Here is a 20,064-nt window from a genome sequence, read left to right as displayed (position 1 = left end):
GGTGCCTATGCTCAATCAAGAACTGGAACTCAGTTTAAATATGGCTTTCGCCAGAGCGCGCGAGCACCGTCATGAGTTTATGACCGTCGAGCACTTGCTGCTGGCTCTGCTAAGCAACCCCTCGGCCCGTGAGGCCCTGGAAGCGTGTTCAGTGGACCTGGTGGCATTGCGTCAGGAACTTGAAGCCTTCATCGAACAAACCACACCCGTTCTGCCAGCCACGGAAGAAGAGCGCGACACCCAGCCGACGCTAAGCTTCCAGCGTGTGCTGCAGCGCGCCGTCTTCCACGTACAATCTTCTGGCCGCAGCGAAGTGACCGGCGCCAACGTGCTGGTGGCGATTTTCAGCGAGCAGGAGTCGCAGGCCGCCTACCTGCTGCGTAAACATGAAGTGAGCCGTCTTGATGTGGTGAACTTCATTTCTCATGGTACACGCAAAGACGAGCCGAGCCAGTCTTCCGATAACAGCGGAAGCCAGCCTGGCAATGAAGAGCAAGCCGGCGGGGAGGAACGTATGGAAAACTTCACCACCAACCTCAATCAGCTTGCTCGCGTCGGCGGCATTGATCCCCTGATCGGCCGTGAAAAAGAGCTGGAGCGCGCGATTCAGGTCCTGTGCCGTCGGCGGAAAAATAACCCGCTGCTGGTGGGGGAATCCGGCGTCGGTAAAACCGCGATCGCCGAAGGCCTTGCCTGGCGTATTGTGCAGGGCGATGTGCCGGAAGTGATGGCCGACTGCACTATCTACTCGCTCGACATTGGCTCTTTGCTGGCAGGGACCAAATATCGTGGCGATTTTGAAAAACGCTTCAAAGCGTTGCTCAAACAGCTGGAGCAGGATACCAACAGCATCCTGTTTATTGATGAAATCCACACCATTATCGGTGCGGGGGCGGCGTCTGGCGGCCAGGTCGATGCGGCTAACCTGATCAAACCGCTGCTTTCCAGCGGCAAGATCCGGGTGATCGGCTCCACCACTTACCAGGAGTTCAGCAACATCTTTGAAAAAGATCGTGCGCTGGCCCGCCGTTTCCAGAAGATCGATATTACCGAACCGTCGGTGGAAGAGACGGTCCAGATTATCAACGGCCTGAAGCCGAAGTACGAAGCGCACCATGATGTGCGTTATACCGCCAAAGCGGTGCGTGCGGCGGTAGAACTGGCGGTGAAATACATTAACGATCGTCATCTGCCGGATAAGGCGATTGACGTCATTGACGAAGCGGGCGCGCGGGCGCGCTTAATGCCGGTCAGCAAGCGTAAGAAAACGGTTAACGTGGCGGATATCGAATCAGTGGTGGCGCGCATTGCGCGGATCCCTGAGAAGAGCGTCTCCCGCAGCGATCGCGACACGCTGAAAAACCTGGGCGACCGTCTGAAAATGCTGGTCTTTGGACAGGATAAAGCCATCGAGGCGCTGACCGAGGCTATTAAAATGGCGCGCGCCGGGCTGGGCCATGAGCACAAGCCGGTGGGATCGTTCCTGTTCGCCGGGCCGACCGGGGTCGGGAAAACCGAAGTGACCGTCCAGCTGGCGAAGGCGTTGGGTATTGAGCTGCTGCGCTTTGACATGTCCGAATATATGGAACGTCATACCGTCAGCCGTTTGATCGGGGCGCCTCCGGGCTACGTCGGCTTCGATCAGGGTGGGCTGCTGACCGATGCGGTGATTAAACATCCGCACGCGGTATTGCTGCTTGATGAGATCGAAAAAGCGCATCCGGACGTGTTCAACCTGCTGCTGCAGGTGATGGATAACGGGACGCTGACCGATAATAACGGCCGTAAAGCGGACTTCCGCAACGTGGTGCTGGTGATGACCACCAACGCCGGGGTGCGGGAAACCGAGCGTAAATCGATTGGCCTTATTCAGCAGGACAACAGTCCGGATGCGATGGATGAGATCAAAAAGATCTTTACGCCGGAGTTCCGTAACCGCCTCGACAACATCATCTGGTTCGATCATTTGTCTACCACGGTGATCCATCAGGTTGTCGACAAGTTTATCGTCGAGCTGCAGGTCCAGCTGGACCAGAAAGGCGTCTCCCTGGAAGTGAGTCAGGAAGCGCGCGACTGGCTGGCGACGAAAGGCTACGATCGGGCGATGGGGGCACGTCCAATGGGACGCGTCATTCAGGACAACCTGAAAAAACCGCTGGCGAACGAACTGCTGTTTGGCTCGCTGGTCGACGGTGGTCAGGTCACTGTCTCTCTGGACAGCGACAAAAATACGCTGACTTACGACTTCCAGAGCGCGCCGAAGCACAAACCGGAAGCGGCCCACTAAGGCGATATCTTCAATGTAAAAAAACCGGCCAGGGGCCGGTTTTTTTTTGCTGACGGCAGATGACGGCAGAAATGAAAAGACCGGGAATTATCCCGGCCTTCAGCATCTGACGCCTTAGGGGCGAAAACAATCAGCGACTACGGAAGACAATGCGGCCTTTGCTCAGGTCGTACGGGGTCAGCTCAACAGTCACTTTGTCGCCCGTCAGAATGCGGATGTAGTTTTTACGCATTTTACCGGAGATATGCGCGGTTACCACGTGACCGTTTTCCAGTTCTACGCGGAACATAGTGTTAGGCAACGTTTCAAGTACGGTGCCCTGCATTTCAATATTGTCTTCTTTGGCCATCTAGTCCTCTGGGGTATCACTACCGTAGTTTTGAACCGGCAAGATAATGCCGAAGTTCATCATGTAAGTAAAGTTTTACGTATCTACCCTGAATCATTCACCTTGCCGCAAGGCGCATAGTCAGCGCAGCGGCTACGGAAATATGACGGGTATGAATCGCCGAAGTAGTTTTGGCGCATTGCCCGGGACACACACGGCCATGCCGCGTGACAGGCGCAAACGTAAAGGGGAGTGACAGAACGATGGGCGTTATCTGACTCTTATTATTCCCAAACGGCGGCGGGGCAACAGGCAGAAGCTACTCTACCGCGCAATTATACCATCCTGACGCAAAATGTGCTGAAAACATTTTATTATCCGCCAGGAAATAGCACCCGCGGCACCCAAAATCGCTCGGGCAGTCGGTAGCCGCGTAATACCGACAGATAGTCCAGATAATCGCGGCGGGGAATATCCACTGCGCCTAATGACGCGGTATGGTTGTTCAGTACCTGGCAGTCAATTAATTTACCGCCGCTGTGCGCAAAGTCCTGGCAAAATACCAGCAGCGCGGTTTTGGAGGCATTTTCTGCCCGGCTAAACATCGATTCGCCGCAAAACAGCGCTCCCTGCGCTACGCCGTACATTCCTCCCACCAGGGTATTCTCCTGCCAGACTTCAATGGAGTGGGCATGACCCAGCTCATGCAGCTGGTGATAGGCGCGAACGATACTGCTGGTTATCCAGGTGCCTTCGTCACGATCGCTGGCGCAGCCCTCAATCACTTCGCCAAAGGCGTGGTTGAGCGTGACCCGGTAGGGCGAACGCTGATGAAAGCGCTTCATGCTGCGGCTGAGATGGAATTGCTCTGGCCAAAGTACCGCCCGGGGGTCGGGCGACCACCAGAGGATCGGGTCGCCAGGGGAAAACCAAGGGAAAATACCACGCTGATAGGCCATCAGCAGCCGCGCGGGGCTCAGATCGCCGCCGAGCGCCAGCAGGCCATTAGGTTCTCGCAAGGCGCCTTCCGGAGAGGGGAAGGCGATAGAGTGCCGGGAGAGCTGAACCAGACGCATTTTAACCTCAATACGCATCAGCAAAAATTAGATAATAGAATAGCCTACAGACGCTGTTTAAACTGGAAGTACCGGCCCTGTTTAGCGAGCAGCTCCGCGTGACTACCTTGCTCAATTATCTGGCCGTTGTCCATGACTATTATCTGATTAAAACCCGCCAGGCCCCGCAGGCGATGGGTCACCATCAGCACGGTTTTGTCGCGCATGACATCTGCCAACAGATGCAGGATCTGGCTTTCGGTGGCCGCATCCAGACCTTCTGTCGGTTCATCGAGCAGCATCAGCGGCGCATCATGGAGCAGCGCGCGGGCAATGGCCAGTCGGCGCAGTTCGCCGCCGGAGAGCTGACGCCCGCCTTCGCCCAGCCAGCCGTTAAGACCACCATCTTGTAGCAGTTTTTCGAGGCCCACCTTCTCAAGGGTAGCGCTGAGATGAGCGTCATCCGCTTCAGGCGCCGCCAGCAGCAGGTTGTCGCGCAGGGTGGCGCTGAACAGGTGCACGCGCTGCGGCACTACGCTCATTGCCTGCCGCAGAGTGGCTTCGCTGAGGCCGGAGAGCGGCTGATTGTTGAGCAGAATCTCTCCCTGTGACGGGTCCCAGGCGCGGGTAAGCAACTGCAACAGCGTCGATTTTCCGCAGCCGGTCCGGCCAAGAATGGCGATGTGCTCTCCGGCGGCAATCTGCAGGGAAATATTCTCCAGGGCAGGGGAGGGCTGCTGAGGATAGCGGAAGGTGACCTCCTGAAGCGTTAGGGCCACCTGCGCTGGCGAACTGGCTTCATCATCGACAAAGGTGACCTCCGGCTGCTGGTCGGTAATCTGCGAGATCCGTCGCGCGGAGGCGATCACCTGGCCTAAATGCTGGAAAGCGCCAGTAACCGGCGCCAGGGCTTCAAAAGCCGCCAGCGCGCAGAATACGAATAGCGCGATCAGCGCCCCGGGCTGACTATTGCCGCCGACGCCGTCTGAGGCCAGCCAGAGCATGGCCACCACGGCGATGCCACCGATTAACAGCATTACCGCCTGCGAAAGCGCGGTCAGCTCGGCCTGGCGCCGCTGTGCATCCTGCCAGCTCAGCTCGGTCTTTTCCATTTGTGCGCGGTAGCGGTCGCTGGCGTTAAATACCATCAGCTCCGCCTGACCCTGCAGCCAGGCGGTGAGCTGTTGGCGATACTGGCCGCGCAGCTGCGTCATACTTTCGCCGGCTGGCTTACCTGCGCGATAGAACAGCGGCGGCATAACCAGCAGGGTCGCCAGCATGATACCGCCGAGCGTCAGCGCGAGGGTGACGTCGAGCAGACTTAATCCGCAGGTGACGACCACAATCACCACCAGCGCGCCGACCAGCGGCGAAATGACCCGCAGGTAGAGATGATCCAGGGTGTCAACGTCGGCCACCACCCGGTTGAGCAGCTCACCCTGGCGAAAGCGCGCCAGCCCCGCCGGAGAGAGGGGGAGCAGTTTGCTGAAGGTGAAAACGCGCAGGTGCTGCAGCACGCGAAAGGTAGCGTCGTGGCTGACCAGCCGCTCAAAGTAGCGCCCGGCGGTACGGATAATTGCCGCGCCGCGAACGCCCGCGGCAGGCAGCATATAGTTAAAACTGTAGATCCCGGCGACGCCCACCACCGCTGAGGCGGAGAGGAACCAGCCGGAGAGCGTCAGCAGGCCGATGCTGGCCAGCAGGGTCACAATGGCCAGCACGACGCCAAGCAGCAGCATCCATTTATGGCGTTTATAGAGCGCCAGATAGGGTAAAAGTGCGCGCATTTAAATCTCCTCCTGACGATGGGCCAGCAGCGCCGAGAAGACCCCACCAGCACGGGCCAGCGTGGCGTAGTCGCCTTGTTCGATAATCTGTCCGTCCTGCATCACCCAGACGTCGTCCCAGTCGGCCAGCCCCTCGAGCTGGTGGGTGACCAGCAGCGTGGTTTGCTCACTGGAGGCGTGGGTCAGGGCCTGCATGACTCGCTGTTCGCTATGGGCGTCAAGGCTGGCGGCAGGTTCATCCAGCAGCAGCAGGCGGCACGGCACCAACAGCGCGCGGGCGACCGCGATACGCTGCGCCTGGCCTACCGACAGACGACCCGCCTGATCGCCTACGGCGGTATGGATCCCCTGCGGCAGCAGGGCGATAAACTCGCTGACCCAGGCCTTGTCCAGCGCCAGCCGAAGCTGTGCTTCGCTAGCTTCGGGCCACGCCAGCAGCACGTTTTCCCGCAGCGTGGCGGCAGGCAACTGCGGATTCTGTCCTACCCAGCTCAGCAGGCGGCGCCAGCGCTCAGCGTCCAGCTCGCGCAGCTCTACGCCGTTGACCATCAGCGACCCCTCATAGGGCAGAAAGCCGAGCAGTGTATTCAGCAAAGAGCTTTTCCCGGATCCGCTCTGGCCGACCAGCACCACGCGAGCGCCGGCGGGCAGCGCAAAATTAAGCGGCCCCGCCAGAACTTTACCTTCCGGAGATTTGATCACCAGGTCGCGCGCTTCCACGCTAATCAGATCGTTGTCATTTAACGTTTTCTCGCCACGCTCTACCTGGGTCAGCGGCGTTTCCATAAACGTTTTCAGGCTGTCTGCGGCGCCCACGGCCTGAGCTTTGGCATGGTAGAAGGTACCCAGGTCACGTAACGGCTGGAAAAATTCCGGGGCGAGGATCAGCGTCAGGAATCCCGCCATCAGCGTGACGCCCGCGCCATAGTGGCCGAAGTTCAGCTCGCCAAGGTAAGAAAAGCCAAAATACACCGCTACCAGCGCAATGGAGAGGGAGGTGAAAAACTCCAGAACCCCGGAGGAGAGGAAGGCCAGACGCAGGACTTCCATGGTGCGTTGGCGAAAATCCTGCGAGGCGTCGCGAATATTATCGGTTTCTGCCTGACCGCGATGAAAAATACGCAGGGTTTCCATGCCGCGCAGGCGGTCGAGGAAGTGGCCGCTGAGGCGGGCCAGCGCCTGGAAGTTACGCCGGTTGGCGTCGGCGGCGCCCATCCCGACCAGCGCCATGAAAAGCGGGATCAGCGGGGCGGTGCCGAGAAGGATTAGCGCGGCGGCCCAGTTAATCGGAAAAATAGTAATAACGATCAGCAGCGGTACGCAGGCCGCCAGCGTCATCTGGGGCAGGTAGCGGGCATAATAGTCGTGCATGTCGTCGATTTGCTCAAGAATAAGCGTTGCCCAGCTGCCGGCCGGTTTGCCCTGGATCCACGCCGGGCCTGCCTGCTGGAGGCGGTCAAGAACCTGGCGGCGAATTTCATAGCGAATATGCTGCCCGGCCTGAAAGCCGACCCGCTCACGCAGCCAGACCACCCAGGCGCGTAGTACAAAGATCAGCACCAGCAGCGTGAGCGGCAGCAGCAGGGCGGTCGCTGGAATATTCTCCATCACCATCCGGTGCAGGATCCGCGCCAGGAACCAGGCCTGCGCCACGATCAGCAGACCGCTCGCCACGCCAAGCAGGCGAGAAATCATCAACCAGCGACGGGAGATAATGCTTTGCTGTTTTAACCAGCGGGTTAACTCTTGTTGACGGGTTTTATTCATTGCGCGCTTTGCAGGTGTCGTTATCGGAGTATTGGGCACGGCAATGTTACATCGCAGCAAAAATAAAGGCGACTTTTCGTCGCCTTCTTTACCTTTGTTACTGACTTGTAAAGATTATTTGCAAGCGTCAGCCAAACCGTCGAGGTAACGCTCCGCATCCAGCGCCGCCATGCAGCCGGTGCCCGCAGAAGTGATGGCCTGACGATAGATATGGTCCATGACATCGCCGGCGGCGAACACGCCCGGGATGCTGGTCTGGGTCGCATTGCCGTGGATACCGGACTGCACTTTGATGTAGCCGTTCTCCAGCTCCAGCTGGCCCTCAAAGATGGCGGTGTTCGGGCTGTGGCCGATGGCGACAAATAAACCAGCCACTTCCAGGGACTCGACATTGTCGCTGTTTTTGGTATCGCGCAGGCGCAGGCCGCTGACGCCCATCTGGTCGCCGGTCACCTCTTCGAGGGTACGATCGGTATGCAGCACGATGTTGCCGCTTGCCACTTTATCCATCAGGCGTTTGATGAGGATTTTTTCCGCACGGAAGGAATCGCGACGGTGGATCAGGTGTACCTCAGAGGCGATATTCGACAGATACAGAGCCTCTTCCACTGCGGTGTTGCCGCCGCCGATCACCGCCACTTTCTGGTTGCGATAGAAGAATCCGTCGCAGGTAGCGCACGCGGAAACGCCGCGGCCTTTGAAGGCTTCTTCGGAAGGCAGGCCCAGGTAACGGGCGGAAGCGCCGGTGGCGATGATCAGCGCGTCACAGGTGTACTCGCCGCTGTCGCCTGTCAGACGGAACGGGCGGTTTTGCAAATCGACGCGGCTGATATGGTCGAAAATGATCTCGGTTTCGAATTTTGCGGCATGCTCGTGCATGCGCTCCATCAGCAGCGGACCGGTGAGATCGTTCGGATCGCCTGGCCAGTTTTCCACTTCCGTCGTGGTGGTCAGCTGACCGCCTTTTTCCATCCCGGTGATCAGCACCGGCTGCAGGTTGGCGCGTGCGGCATAGACCGCCGCGGTGTATCCCGCAGGTCCAGAACCAAGGATAAGCAGTTTACTGTGTTTGGCTGTGCCCATGAGATCCCCATAATAATTGGCATACATTGGGCTGGGATTGTAGGGAATTTGTTGTCGTAAAAAAAGAGCACAGCGATTTTGTTAACGATGTGTGCAATAGAAGCTGCCAATGAATTGGTGATTTTCCCGGCAAGGAATATAACTATTTCTACTGTCGGCGGGACAATTATAAGACGAAAAAATGAGAATCAACCAGGGCGGATGATGAATATCTGGCATCTTGTACTAAAAATCGATGTTTTGCTTTGACAATCACCTGTGCTTTTGCGAAAACATTCAAGGAAGAAGAAAAGCAGTATTTAGCGTGCGGCGAATTTTCATGCACGCAAATGCCATTTTTATCCGGGTTAACGAAATCTACGCATGGTGTGGACAGACGCCATGCGTGATGTCGGTGACTGCCGTCAGGCAACGGGCTTCTCACGTACCCCTGGGTTACCCAATGTCGTACGGGTGATAACAGGATGGGCTCTGGCAGTGAAGGCTCAGAGCCGGAACAGGAGTAGGGAAGGAATACAGAGAGACAATAATAATGGTAGATAGCAAGAAGCGCCCTGGCAAAGATCTCGACCGCATTGATCGTAACATCCTGAATGAATTGCAAAAAGATGGGCGAATTTCTAACGTCGAGCTTTCTAAACGGGTGGGACTTTCTCCGACGCCTTGCCTTGAGCGTGTGCGTCGTCTTGAAAGACAGGGTTTTATTCAGGGCTATACGGCGCTGCTCAACCCGCATTATCTGGATGCATCACTTCTGGTATTTGTTGAGATTACTCTGAATCGTGGCGCACCGGATGTGTTTGAGCAATTTAACGCCGCAGTGCAAAAACTTGAAGAAATTCAAGAGTGTCATCTGGTTTCCGGTGATTTCGACTATCTGTTGAAAACCCGTGTACCGGATATGTCAGCGTATCGTAAATTACTGGGCGAGACCTTGCTGCGCCTGCCGGGCGTTAACGACACCCGTACCTACGTGGTAATGGAAGAAGTCAAGCAAAGTAATCGTCTGGTTATTAAGACGCGCTAACACGGAACAGGTGCAAACTCGACGTAGTTTGATTACACTCCTGTTAATCCATACAGCAACAGTGCCGGGGAGACCCGGCGCTGTTGTCCGTTTTAGCAGCAGGCAGGAAACAGCCTGATACCTGGAGAGCCTTTCTTGAGCCAGGAATACACCGAAGACAAAGAAGTCAAACTAACCAAACTCAGCAGCGGGCGCCGACTCCTTGAGGCGATGCTCATCCTTTGCTCCCTCTTCGCCATCTGGCTGATGGCGGCACTACTGAGCTTTAACCCCTCGGACCCCAGCTGGTCGCAAACGGCATGGCATGAGCCTATTCATAATTTAGGCGGCGCCCCCGGCGCGTGGCTTGCCGATACCCTCTTTTTCATTTTTGGCGTCATGGCCTACACCATCCCGGTGATCATCATCGGCGGATGCTGGTTTGCCTGGCGGCATCAGGAAAACGACGAATACATTGATTATTTTGCCGTTTCCCTTCGCCTCATCGGTGCGTTAGCCCTGATCCTGACCTCCTGTGGTCTGGCGGCGATTAACGCCGATGATATCTGGTACTTCGCCTCCGGCGGGGTGATCGGCAGCCTGCTGAGCACCACGCTGCAACCCCTGCTGCACAGCAGCGGCGGCACCATCGCCCTGTTGTGTATCTGGGCGGCCGGGCTGACGCTGTTCACCGGCTGGTCGTGGGTCAGCATTGCGGAAAAGCTGGGCGGCGGCATCCTGTCCGTTCTCACCTTTGCCAGCAACCGTACCCGTCGGGATGATACCTGGGTCGATGAAGGCGAATACGAAGACGACGAGGAAGAGTACGACGACGAAGAGGCGGCCAGGCCGCAGGAATCGCGTCGCGCCCGTATCTTACGCAGCGCGCTGGCGCGGCGTAAGCGTCTGGCCGAGAAGTTTACCAACCCTATGGGGCGTAAAACCGACGCTGCGCTTTTCTCCGGCAAACGGATGGATGACGGCGAAGAGGTGGTGCAATACAGCGCCAGCGGGGCCCCTGTTGCCGCCGACGATGTACTGTTTTCCGGCGCCAGCGCCGCGCGTCCCGCAGAGGATGATGTGCTGTTCTCCGGCGCCAGCGCCGTGCGCCCGGGCGATTTCGACCCTTACGATCCGTTGTTGAATGGCCACAGTATCGCTGAGCCGGTAAGCGCAGCGGCGGCGGCTACTGCCGCGCCGCAGGCGTGGGCAGAATCACCGGTGGGCCATCACGGCGCTGCGCCAGCTTATCAGCCGGAAGCCAGCTATCCGCCGCAGCAGGCCTATCAGCCTGAACCCGCTCCGTTCCAGCAGGCTGCTTATCAGCCGCCAGCGGGGCAAACCGCACCGCAGGCGTATCAGCCTGAGCCAGCGCCGTATCAACAGCCGGTTTACGATCCGCGATGCCGGTCAACCTGCGCCGCAGGCCTATCAGCCTGAGCCAGCGCCGTATCAGCAGCCGGCTTACGATCCCTATGCCGGTCAGCCTGCGCCTCAGACCTATCAGCAGCCGGCTTACGATCCGAATGCCGGTCAGCCCGCGCCGCAGACCTACCAGCAGCCGGCTTACGACCCGCATGCCGGCCAGCCCGCGCCGCAGCCGTATCAGCCGGAGCCAGCGGCGTATCAGCCGCAAAGCGCGCCAGTTCCCCCACCGGAGCCAGAGCCCGAGGTTGTGCAGGAGGAAGTGAAACGTCCGCCGCTCTATTATTTCGAGGAAGTGGAAGAGAAGCGGGCGCGCGAACGCGAGCTGTTGGCCTCCTGGTATCAGCCAATTCCTGAGCCGGAAAGTCCGATTGCCACTAAACCGCTGACGCCGCCGACCACTGCGTCCAAACCGCCAGTGGAGACAACCGTAGTCTCTGCGGTAGCGGCTGGGGTGCATCAGGCTACCGCCGCCAGCGGCGGCGCGGCGGCAGCAACCTCGTCCACTGCCGCATCCGCTGCGGCTACGCCATTGTTCAGCCCGGCGTCCAGCGGCCCACGGGTTCAGGTGAAAGAGGGCATCGGTCCAAAACTACCGCGGCCTAATCGCGTGCGTGTTCCTACGCGTCGGGAACTGGCCTCCTACGGCATCAAGCTACCGTCGCAGCGGGAGGCGGAACAGCGCGCGCGGCAGGCGGAGCGCGATCCGCATTATGATGATGAGCTGCTCTCGGATGAGGAAGCGGATGCTATGGAGCAGGATGAACTGGCTCGCCAGTTCGCCGCCACCCAGCAGCAGCGCTACGGTCATCGCTGGGAAGACGATAAGGCGACTGATGACGATGAGGCCGACGCCGCGGCGGAAGCGGAGCTGGCGCGTCAGTTTGCCGCTACCCAGCAGCAGCGGTACGCTACCGAGCAGCCGCCGGGCGCCAACCCGTTCTCGCCGGCAGATTATGAATTCTCGCCGATGAAAACGTTGGTCAATGACGGCCCGAGCGAACCGCTGTTTACGCCGACGCCGGAAGTCCAGCCGCAGCAGCCGGCCCAGCGCTATCAACAACCGGCGGCCGCTCCGCAGCAGAGTTATCAGCCTGCGCAGCATCAGCCGATACACCATCAGCCTGTGCCGCCGCAGCCGCAGTCCTATCCGACTGCGTCGCAGCCCGTACAGCCGCAACAACCGGTTGCCCCTCAGGGGCATCAGCCTGCCGCCCCTGAGCCGCAGGAGAGCCTGATCCACCCGCTGCTGATGCGCAATGGCGATAGTCGACCGCTGCAAAAGCCGACCACGCCACTGCCGTCGCTGGATCTGCTTACCCCGCCGCCGAGTGAAGTCGAGCCGGTGGATACCTTTGCTCTCGAGCAGATGGCACGCCTGGTGGAAGCGCGACTCGCCGATTTCCGCATTAAAGCGGATGTGGTGAACTACTCACCGGGGCCGGTGATCACCCGCTTCGAACTGAATCTGGCGCCTGGCGTTAAGGCCGCACGGATCTCTAACCTGTCACGGGACCTGGCGCGATCGCTGTCAACGGTCGCCGTGCGCGTGGTGGAGGTGATCCCGGGCAAACCGTATGTCGGGCTTGAGCTGCCGAATAAAAAACGCCAGACCGTCTACCTGCGTGAAGTGCTCGACAACGCCAAGTTCCGTGATAACCCATCTCCGCTCACCGTGGTGCTGGGTAAAGACATCGCTGGCGATCCGGTAGTAGCCGATCTGGCGAAAATGCCGCATCTGCTGGTGGCCGGTACCACCGGTTCCGGTAAGTCTGTTGGCGTCAACGCCATGATCCTCAGCATGCTCTACAAGGCGCAGCCGGAAGATGTGCGTTTCATTATGATCGACCCGAAAATGCTCGAGCTGTCGGTCTACGAAGGAATTCCGCACCTGCTGACGGAAGTGGTCACCGACATGAAAGACGCCGCCAATGCGCTGCGCTGGAGCGTCAATGAGATGGAGCGCCGCTACAAGCTGATGTCGGCGCTGGGCGTGCGTAACCTGGCGGGCTACAACGAGAAGATCGCCGAAGCCGCGCGCATGGGACGTCCGATCCCGGATCCGTACTGGAAGCCTGGCGACAGCATGGACGCCGTACATCCGGTGCTGGAAAAACTGCCGTACATCGTGGTGCTGGTGGATGAATTCGCCGATCTGATGATGACTGTCGGCAAAAAGGTGGAAGAGCTGATCGCTCGCCTGGCGCAGAAAGCGCGCGCGGCGGGGATCCACCTGGTGCTGGCGACACAGCGTCCGTCGGTAGATGTTATTACCGGCCTGATTAAGGCCAACATCCCGACGCGCATCGCCTTTACCGTGTCGAGTAAAATTGACTCACGTACCATTCTCGATCAGGGCGGCGCGGAATCGCTGCTGGGTATGGGGGATATGCTTTACTCCGGGCCGAACTCTACCACGCCGGTGCGCGTCCACGGGGCGTTTGTGCGCGACCAGGAAGTCCACGCCGTGGTTCAGGACTGGAAAGCCCGCGGTCGCCCGCAATATGTGGATGGCATTACCTCCGACAGCGAAAGCGAAGGCGGCGGTGGCGGCTTCGACGGCGGGGAAGAGCTGGATCCGTTGTTCGATCAGGCAGTCAACTTTGTGACCGAGAAGCGCAAAGCGTCGATTTCCGGGGTTCAGCGTCAGTTCCGCATCGGCTATAACCGTGCCGCGCGTATTATCGAACAGATGGAAGCGCAGGGTATCGTCAGCGAGCAGGGCCATAACGGTAACCGCGAAGTGCTGGCGCCGCCGCCCTTTGAATGAGTGCAAAGTTGGGTAAATAAGCGCAAAATCAGCCAATTCTTCTGTCCCGCCGCCGCCGGCGGTCCTACAGTAGGGGCAGAAGAGGCTCCCGCGTCGGGAGTGACGCACATTAAGGAAGAACAATGAAAAAACTCGCAATCACCTGTGCATTACTGTCTGGTATGGTCGTCAGCCAGGTCTGGGCAGATGCGGCCAGCGACTTAAAAAGCCGTCTTGATAAAGTGAGCAGCTTCCATGCCAGCTTCACGCAAAAAGTCACCGACGGTAGCGGTAACGCCGTGCAGGACGGGCAGGGAGACCTGTGGGTGAAACGCCCGAACCTGTTTAACTGGCATATGACCCAGCCGGATGAGAGCGTCCTCGTTTCGGATGGTAAAACGCTGTGGTTCTATAACCCGTTCGTCGAGCAGGCCACGGCGACCTGGCTGAAAGACGCCACCAGCAACACGCCGTTTATGCTGATTGCCCGCAACCAGTCCAGCGACTGGCAGCAATATAATATCAAGCAAAATGGCGATGATTTTGTGCTGACGCCAAAAAGCGGCAGCGGCAACCTCAAGCAGTTCACGATCAACGTCGGTCGGGACGGCACTATCCATCAGTTCAGCGCCGTCGAGCAGGATGATCAGCGCAGCAGCTATCAGCTGAAATCGCAGCAGAACGGCGCCGTCGACGCAGCTAAGTTCACCTTTACGCCGCCGAAAGGGGTGACGGTGGACGATCAACGTAAGTAGAGGCGAAAGTGAGCAATCTGTCGCTCGATTTTTCCGACAACTCGTTTCAACCTCTGGCCGCTCGCATGCGGCCAGAAAATTTAGCGCAGTATATTGGCCAGCAGCACCTGCTGGCGCCGGGTAAACCCCTGCCGCGGGCCATTGAGGCCGGGCACCTGCATTCGATGATCCTCTGGGGGCCGCCGGGTACCGGCAAGACCACTCTGGCGGAAGTGATTGCCCGCTACGCCAGCGCCGATGTCGAACGGATCTCAGCGGTAACCTCCGGGGTGAAAGAGATTCGCGAGGCTATTGAGCGCGCGCGGCAAAATCGCAACGCCGGCCGGCGAACCATCCTGTTTGTTGACGAAGTGCATCGCTTTAATAAAAGCCAGCAGGATGCCTTTCTGCCGCATATTGAAGACGGCACCATTACTTTTATTGGCGCGACCACCGAAAACCCCTCCTTTGAGCTTAACTCGGCGCTGCTCTCCCGCGCTCGCGTCTACTTACTGAAATCGCTCACCACCGACGATATCGAGCGGGTGCTTGACCAGGCGATGAACGACAAAACCCGCGGCTACGGCGGCCAGGATATCGTTTTGCCGGATGAGACCCGCAGGGCCATTGCCGAGCTAGTGAATGGCGACGCGCGGCGAGCGCTGAATACCCTGGAAATGATGGCCGATATGGCCGAAAGCGATGACTCGGGCAAGCGGGTGCTGAAGGCGGAACTGCTGACCGAGATCGCTGGCGAGCGCAGCGCGCGCTTTGATAACAAAGGCGACCGGTTCTACGATTTGATTTCCGCCTTGCATAAGTCGGTGCGCGGTAGCGCGCCGGATGCGGCACTTTACTGGTACGCGCGGATCATCACCGCCGGCGGCGATCCGCTGTATGTTGCCCGCCGCTGTCTGGCGATTGCCTCGGAAGATGTCGGCAACGCCGACCCGCGGGCGATGCAGGTCGCCATTTCGGCGTGGGACTGCTTTACCCGCGTCGGGCCGGCGGAAGGCGAACGGGCGATTGCCCAGGCCATCGTCTATCTGGCCTGCGCGCCGAAAAGCAACGCGGTGTACACCGCCTTCAAAGCGGCGCTGGCCGACGCGCGGGATCGTCCTGACTACGACGTTCCGGTGCATCTGCGCAATGCGCCGACGAAGCTGATGAAAGAGATGGGCTACGGCCAGGAGTATCGTTACGCTCATGACGAACCCAACGCCTATGCCGCCGGCGAGCAGTATTTCCCGCAGGAAATGGCGCAAACGCGCTATTATCACCCGACAAACCGGGGGCTTGAGGGTAAAATTGGCGAAAAGCTCGCCTGGCTCGCTGAACAGGATCAAAATAGCCCGATAAAACGCTACCGCTAATTGAGGCGTTGCGGTAAGGTTATTACACTATTTCCGTGGTCGTAGTCTGCGGCCACTTTTCTTTTTTAATTCGATAAGCACAGGATAAGCATGCTCGATCCCAATCTGCTGCGTACCGAGCCAGACGCAGTCGCAGAAAAACTGGCACGCCGGGGCTTTAAGCTGGATGTAGATAAACTTCGCGCGCTTGAAGAGCGTCGTAAAGTTCTGCAGGTGCAAACGGAAAACCTGCAGGCGGAGCGTAACTCCCGATCGAAATCCATTGGCCAGGCGAAAGCGCGCGGGGAAGACATCGAGCCATTACGCCTGGAAGTTAACAAGCTTGGCGAACAACTGGATGCTGCAAAATCCGAGCTGGAAACGCTGCTGGCGGAAATTCGCGATATCGCGCTGGCGATCCCGAATATTCCTCATGATGATGTGCCGGTTGGTCGCGACGAAAACGACAACGTTGAAGTTAGCCGCTGGGGTACGCCGCGTCAGTTCGATTTCGAGGTGCGCGATCATGTGACGCTGGGTGAAATGCACGGGGGGCTGGATTTTGCCGCCGCCGTTAAGCTCACCGGCTCGCGCTTCGTGGTGATGAAAGGGCAGCTGGCCCGTCTGCACCGCGCCCTGGCGCAGTTCATGCTGGATCTGCACACCGAACAGCATGGCTACAGCGAAAACTATGTCCCGTACCTGGTAAACCAGGACACCCTGTATGGCACTGGCCAGCTGCCGAAATTCGCCGGCGACCTGTTCCATACCCGTCCGCTGGAAGAAGAGGCTGACAGCAGCAACTACGCGCTGATCCCGACGGCGGAAGTGCCGCTGACCAACCTGGTGCGCGATGAAATCATCGATGAAGACGACCTACCGATCAAAATGACCGCCCATACGCCGTGCTTCCGCTCTGAAGCCGGTTCCTATGGCCGCGACACCCGCGGTCTGATCCGTATGCACCAGTTCGATAAAGTTGAAATGGTGCAGATCGTCCGCCCGGAAGACTCTATGGCCGCGCTGGAAGAGATGACCGGTCACGCCGAGAAAGTGCTGCAGCTGCTGGGCCTGCCGTACCGTAAGGTCGCGTTGTGCACCGGCGATATGGGCTTCAGCGCCTGCAAAACCTATGACCTCGAAGTATGGGTTCCGGCGCAAAACACTTATCGTGAGATCTCCTCCTGCTCCAACGTCTGGGATTTCCAGGCGCGTCGTATGCAGGCTCGCTGCCGCAGCAAGTCCGATAAGAAGACCCGTCTCGTTCATACCCTGAATGGTTCTGGCCTGGCAGTAGGTCGTACCCTGGTGGCGCTGATGGAAAACTATCAGCAGGCTGATGGCCGTATCGAGATCCCGGAAGTGCTGCGCCCGTATATGCGCGGCCTCGAATATATCGGCTAAACTTCTCACTCCTTCTTTTAAAAGCGCCTGCGGGCGCTTTTTTTACGCCCTTATTGATACCGGGCAATAATCCTTTTCGCGAATACAGTGATACTCCCTTTGGATTAAACCAGCATAAAAAACCAATAATATCGCAAAGCATTATATATATGTCTATATAACGCTTGTCAGTTTATTGTGAGCAACCAAAGCGAGTATCCATGAAAATTAAAGCCCCTGATGCTTTACTGGCTGCTGAGGTAAGCCGCCGTGGTCTGATGAAAACCACGGCAATAGGCGGCCTGGCGCTGGCCAGCAACGCACTAACGTTACCCTTTACCCGACTGTCGCATGCTGCCGATACGCCGGCGCCCGCCAGTGAGAAGGTGGTCTGGAGCGCCTGCACCGTCAACTGCGGTAGCCGTTGCCCGCTGCGCATGCACGTGGTGGATGGCGCGATTAAATACGTCGAAACCGATAATACCGGTGATGATAACTATGACGGTTTGCACCAGGTCCGCGCCTGCCTGCGTGGGCGTTCAATGCGCCGCCGGGTCTATAATCCGGACCGTCTGAAGTACCCGATGAAGCGCGTTGGTAAACGCGGTGAGGGCAAGTTCGAGCAAATCAGCTGGGAAGAGGCGTTGGATACCATCGCCAGCAATATGCAGCGGCTGATTAAAGAGTACGGCAACGAATCCATCTATCTGAACTACGGCACCGGCACGCTCGGCGGGACGCTGACCCGCTCCTGGCCGCCGGGGAAAACGCTGATTGCCCGTCTGATGAACTGCTGCGGTGGCTATCTCAACCATTATGGCGACTATTCATCAGCGCAGATTGCTGCCGGTCTGAATTACACCTACGGCGGCTGGGCGGACGGCAACAGCCCATCGGATATTGAAAACAGTCAGCTGGTGGTGCTGTTCGGCAATAACCCCGGCGAAACGCGGATGAGCGGCGGCGGGGTGACGTACTACCTTGAACAGGCGCGGCAGAAATCCAATGCCCGGATGATAATCATCGATCCGCGCTATACCGACACCGGCGCCGGGCGTGAAGATGAATGGATCCCGATTCGTCCTGGGACCGATGCGGCACTGGTTTCGGGCCTCGCGTGGGTGATGATCACCGAGAATCTGGTCGACCAGCCTTTCCTCGATAAATACTGCGTGGGATACGACGAGAAAACGCTGCCCGCCGGTGCGCCAGCCAATGGTCATTACAAAGCTTACATTCTTGGCCAGGGCACTGACGGTATCGCCAAAACGCCGGAGTGGGCCTCGACAATTACCGGTATTCCGCGCGAACGCATTGTTAAACTGGCGCGCGAAATTGCCACCGCCAAACCGGCCTATATTAGCCAGGGCTGGGGTCCGCAGCGTCACGCCAACGGTGAGATCGCCACCCGCGCCATCTCAATGCTCGCCATTCTGACGGGTAACGTCGGGATCAACGGCGGCAATAGCGGGGCGCGCGAGGGCTCGTATAGTCTGCCTTTTGAGCGTATGCCGACGCTGGAGAATCCGGTTGAGACCAGTATCTCGATGTTTATGTGGACCGATGCGATTGAGCGCGGCCCGGAAATGACCGCTCTGCGCGACGGCGTACGCGGTAAAGATAAGCTCGACGTGCCGATCAAAATGATCTGGAACTATGCGGGCAACTGTCTGATTAACCAGCATTCTGAGATCAACCGGACCCACGAAATCCTGCAGGACGACAAGAAATGCGAGATGATTGTGGTCATTGACTGCCATATGACCTCCTCGGCGAAATACGCTGATATTCTGCTGCCGGACTGTACCGCCTCCGAGCAGATGGATTTCGCGCTGGATGCCTCCTGCGGCAACATGTCCTACGTTATCTTTGCCGATCAGGCCATCAAGCCGCGCTTTGAATGCAAAACCATCTATGAGATGACCAGCGAACTGGCAAAGCGTCTGGGCGTCGAAGAGCAGTTTACCGAGGGCCGTACCCAGGAAGGCTGGATGCGCTATCTGTATGAGCAGTCGCGCAAAGCGATTCCCGACCTGCCGGATTTCGACACCTTCCGTCAGCAGGGCATCTATAAGCAGCGCGATCCGCAAGGTCATCATGTGGCCTACAAAGCCTTCCGTGAGGATCCGCAGGCTAATCCGCTGACCACGCCTTCGGGCAAGATCGAAATTTACTCGCAGGATCTGGCGAAAATCGCGGCCACCTGGGAGCTGCCGGAAGGGGATGTTATCGATCCGCTGCCGATCTACACCCCGGGTTTCGAAAACTACAACGATCCGCTGACAGCGAAATACCCGCTACAGCTCACCGGCTTCCACTATAAATCTCGCGTCCACTCGACCTACGGCAACGTCGATGTGCTGAAGGCCGCTTGTCGGCAGGAGATGTGGATTAACCCGATCGATGCCCGCAAGCGCGGCATTGCCAACGGCGATCGTATTCGCATCTTCAACGATCGGGGTGAAGTGCATATCGAAGCGAAGGTGACGCCGCGCATGATGCCGGGCGTCGTCGCGCTGGGGGAAGGGGCCTGGTACAACCCGGACGCCTCGCGTGTGGATCAGGCGGGCAGCATCAACGTGCTGACCACCCAGCGTCCGTCGCCGCTGGCGAAGGGAAACCCGTCGCATACCAACCTCGTTCAGGTTGAGAAGCTGTAAGGAGTAACCGATGACAACTCAGTATGGATTTTTTATTGATTCCGCCCGTTGCACCGGTTGCAAAACCTGCGAACTGGCCTGTAAGGACTACAAGAACCTGACCCCGGAGGTCAGCTTCCGCCGCATCTATGAATATGCCGGCGGCGACTGGCAGGAGGACAACGGCGTCTGGCAGCAGAACGTGTTTGCCTATTACCTCTCCATCGCCTGTAACCACTGTGAAGATCCGGCCTGCACCAAGGTCTGTCCGAGCGGCGCGATGCATAAGCGCGAAGACGGTTTTGTGGTGGTCAACGAAGAGGTATGCATTGGCTGCCGCTACTGCCATATGGCCTGCCCGTACGGCGCCCCACAGTACAACGCCGACAAAGGCCATATGACCAAGTGCGATGGCTGTCACGAGCGCGTCGCCGAGGGGAAAAAGCCGATCTGCGTCGAGTCCTGCCCG

At 58.4% G+C, this 20,064-nt stretch carries 12 protein-coding genes and 1 pseudogene; 8 read left to right on the top strand and 5 right to left on the bottom strand.

Translation table 11 applies throughout. From position 1 onward, the window contains the following. Positions 1–7 precede the first annotated feature (7 nt). Positions 8–2,287, top strand: coding sequence for an ATP-dependent Clp protease ATP-binding subunit ClpA (clpA, locus tag KHQ28_RS02105; RefSeq protein WP_002896522.1), 2,280 nt, complete (start codon positions 8–10; stop codon positions 2,285–2,287). Positions 2,288–2,417: 130 nt separating this feature from the next. On the opposite strand, the gene infA is transcribed toward clpA, so the two are convergent. The 5 genes from infA to trxB form a co-directional block, all read right to left on the bottom strand. Then, complete coding sequence (infA, locus tag KHQ28_RS02100) at positions 2,418–2,636, bottom strand: translation initiation factor IF-1 (RefSeq protein ID WP_001040187.1); 219 nt, start codon at positions 2,634–2,636, stop codon at positions 2,418–2,420. A gap of 353 nt (positions 2,637–2,989) precedes the next feature. After that, a complete protein-coding gene (gene aat / locus KHQ28_RS02095) occupies positions 2,990–3,691 on the bottom strand; it encodes a leucyl/phenylalanyl-tRNA--protein transferase (RefSeq protein ID WP_002898014.1) in 702 nt (233 codons plus the stop codon). Positions 3,692–3,735: 44 nt separating this feature from the next. After that, positions 3,736–5,457 carry a cysteine/glutathione ABC transporter ATP-binding protein/permease CydC gene (gene cydC, locus KHQ28_RS02090; RefSeq protein ID WP_023158537.1) on the bottom strand — a complete coding sequence of 574 codons (1,722 nt, stop codon included), beginning with the start codon at positions 5,455–5,457 and terminating at the stop codon, positions 3,736–3,738. Next, positions 5,458–7,224, bottom strand: coding sequence for a cysteine/glutathione ABC transporter permease/ATP-binding protein CydD (cydD, locus tag KHQ28_RS02085; protein ID WP_002898017.1), 1,767 nt, complete (start codon positions 7,222–7,224; stop codon positions 5,458–5,460). 114 nt (positions 7,225–7,338) lie between these two features. Continuing rightward, positions 7,339–8,307, bottom strand: a complete 969-nt coding sequence (trxB, locus tag KHQ28_RS02080) for a thioredoxin-disulfide reductase (protein WP_002898019.1) — start codon at positions 8,305–8,307, stop codon at positions 7,339–7,341. Positions 8,308–8,839: 532 nt separating this feature from the next. Here trxB and lrp point away from each other — a divergent pair. From lrp to KHQ28_RS02045, 7 genes and pseudogenes are all read left to right on the top strand, one after another. Then, entirely contained in the window at positions 8,840–9,334 is a 495-nt protein-coding gene (gene lrp / locus KHQ28_RS02075; protein WP_000228469.1) for a leucine-responsive transcriptional regulator Lrp, read from the top strand. 135 nt (positions 9,335–9,469) lie between these two features. After that, positions 9,470–13,508, top strand: a pseudogene (gene ftsK, locus KHQ28_RS02070) (DNA translocase FtsK). Between the two features lie 122 nt (positions 13,509–13,630). Then, positions 13,631–14,242, top strand: coding sequence for an outer membrane lipoprotein chaperone LolA (gene lolA / locus KHQ28_RS02065; protein ID WP_002898132.1), 612 nt, complete (start codon positions 13,631–13,633; stop codon positions 14,240–14,242). Between the two features lie 8 nt (positions 14,243–14,250). After that, a complete protein-coding gene (gene rarA, locus KHQ28_RS02060; RefSeq protein ID WP_032419141.1) occupies positions 14,251–15,594 on the top strand; it encodes a replication-associated recombination protein RarA in 1,344 nt (447 codons plus the stop codon). Positions 15,595–15,684: 90 nt separating this feature from the next. Continuing rightward, on the top strand, positions 15,685–16,977 hold the full coding sequence (gene serS / locus KHQ28_RS02055; RefSeq protein ID WP_002898139.1) for a serine--tRNA ligase: 1,293 nt from the start codon (positions 15,685–15,687) through the stop codon (positions 16,975–16,977). A gap of 200 nt (positions 16,978–17,177) precedes the next feature. Further along, a complete protein-coding gene (gene dmsA / locus KHQ28_RS02050; protein ID WP_004147794.1) occupies positions 17,178–19,616 on the top strand; it encodes a dimethylsulfoxide reductase subunit A in 2,439 nt (812 codons plus the stop codon). A 10-nt stretch (positions 19,617–19,626) separates the two neighbouring features. Then, positions 19,627–20,064, top strand: a 438-nt coding sequence (locus KHQ28_RS02045; RefSeq protein ID WP_211777560.1) for a DMSO/selenate family reductase complex B subunit, incomplete at its 3' end; no start/stop codon positions are given.

The organism is Klebsiella sp. 28, from assembly GCF_018223905.1.
Lineage (GTDB): Bacteria > Pseudomonadota > Gammaproteobacteria > Enterobacterales > Enterobacteriaceae > Klebsiella > Klebsiella pneumoniae.
The sequence above is the reverse complement of the archived record's forward strand: the minus strand, read 5'-3'. Positions and strand labels throughout refer to the sequence as shown.

What these genes read in the sequence shown, in the direction of transcription:
- clpA (WP_002896522.1), top strand. Translation starts at nt 8, where the DNA reads ATGCTCAATCAAGAACTGGAACTCAGTTTAAATATGGCTTTCGCCAGA.
- cydC (WP_023158537.1), bottom strand. Translation starts at nt 5,457, where the DNA reads ATGCGCGCACTTTTACCCTATCTGGCGCTCTATAAACGCCATAAATGG.
- lolA (WP_002898132.1), top strand. Translation starts at nt 13,631, where the DNA reads ATGAAAAAACTCGCAATCACCTGTGCATTACTGTCTGGTATGGTCGTC.
- dmsA (WP_004147794.1), top strand. Translation starts at nt 17,178, where the DNA reads ATGAAAATTAAAGCCCCTGATGCTTTACTGGCTGCTGAGGTAAGCCGC.
- aat (WP_002898014.1), bottom strand. Translation starts at nt 3,691, where the DNA reads ATGCGTCTGGTTCAGCTCTCCCGGCACTCTATCGCCTTCCCCTCTCCG.
- trxB (WP_002898019.1), bottom strand. Translation starts at nt 8,307, where the DNA reads ATGGGCACAGCCAAACACAGTAAACTGCTTATCCTTGGTTCTGGACCT.
- lrp (WP_000228469.1), top strand. Translation starts at nt 8,840, where the DNA reads ATGGTAGATAGCAAGAAGCGCCCTGGCAAAGATCTCGACCGCATTGAT.
- infA (WP_001040187.1), bottom strand. Translation starts at nt 2,636, where the DNA reads ATGGCCAAAGAAGACAATATTGAAATGCAGGGCACCGTACTTGAAACG.
- cydD (WP_002898017.1), bottom strand. Translation starts at nt 7,224, where the DNA reads ATGAATAAAACCCGTCAACAAGAGTTAACCCGCTGGTTAAAACAGCAA.
- serS (WP_002898139.1), top strand. Translation starts at nt 15,685, where the DNA reads ATGCTCGATCCCAATCTGCTGCGTACCGAGCCAGACGCAGTCGCAGAA.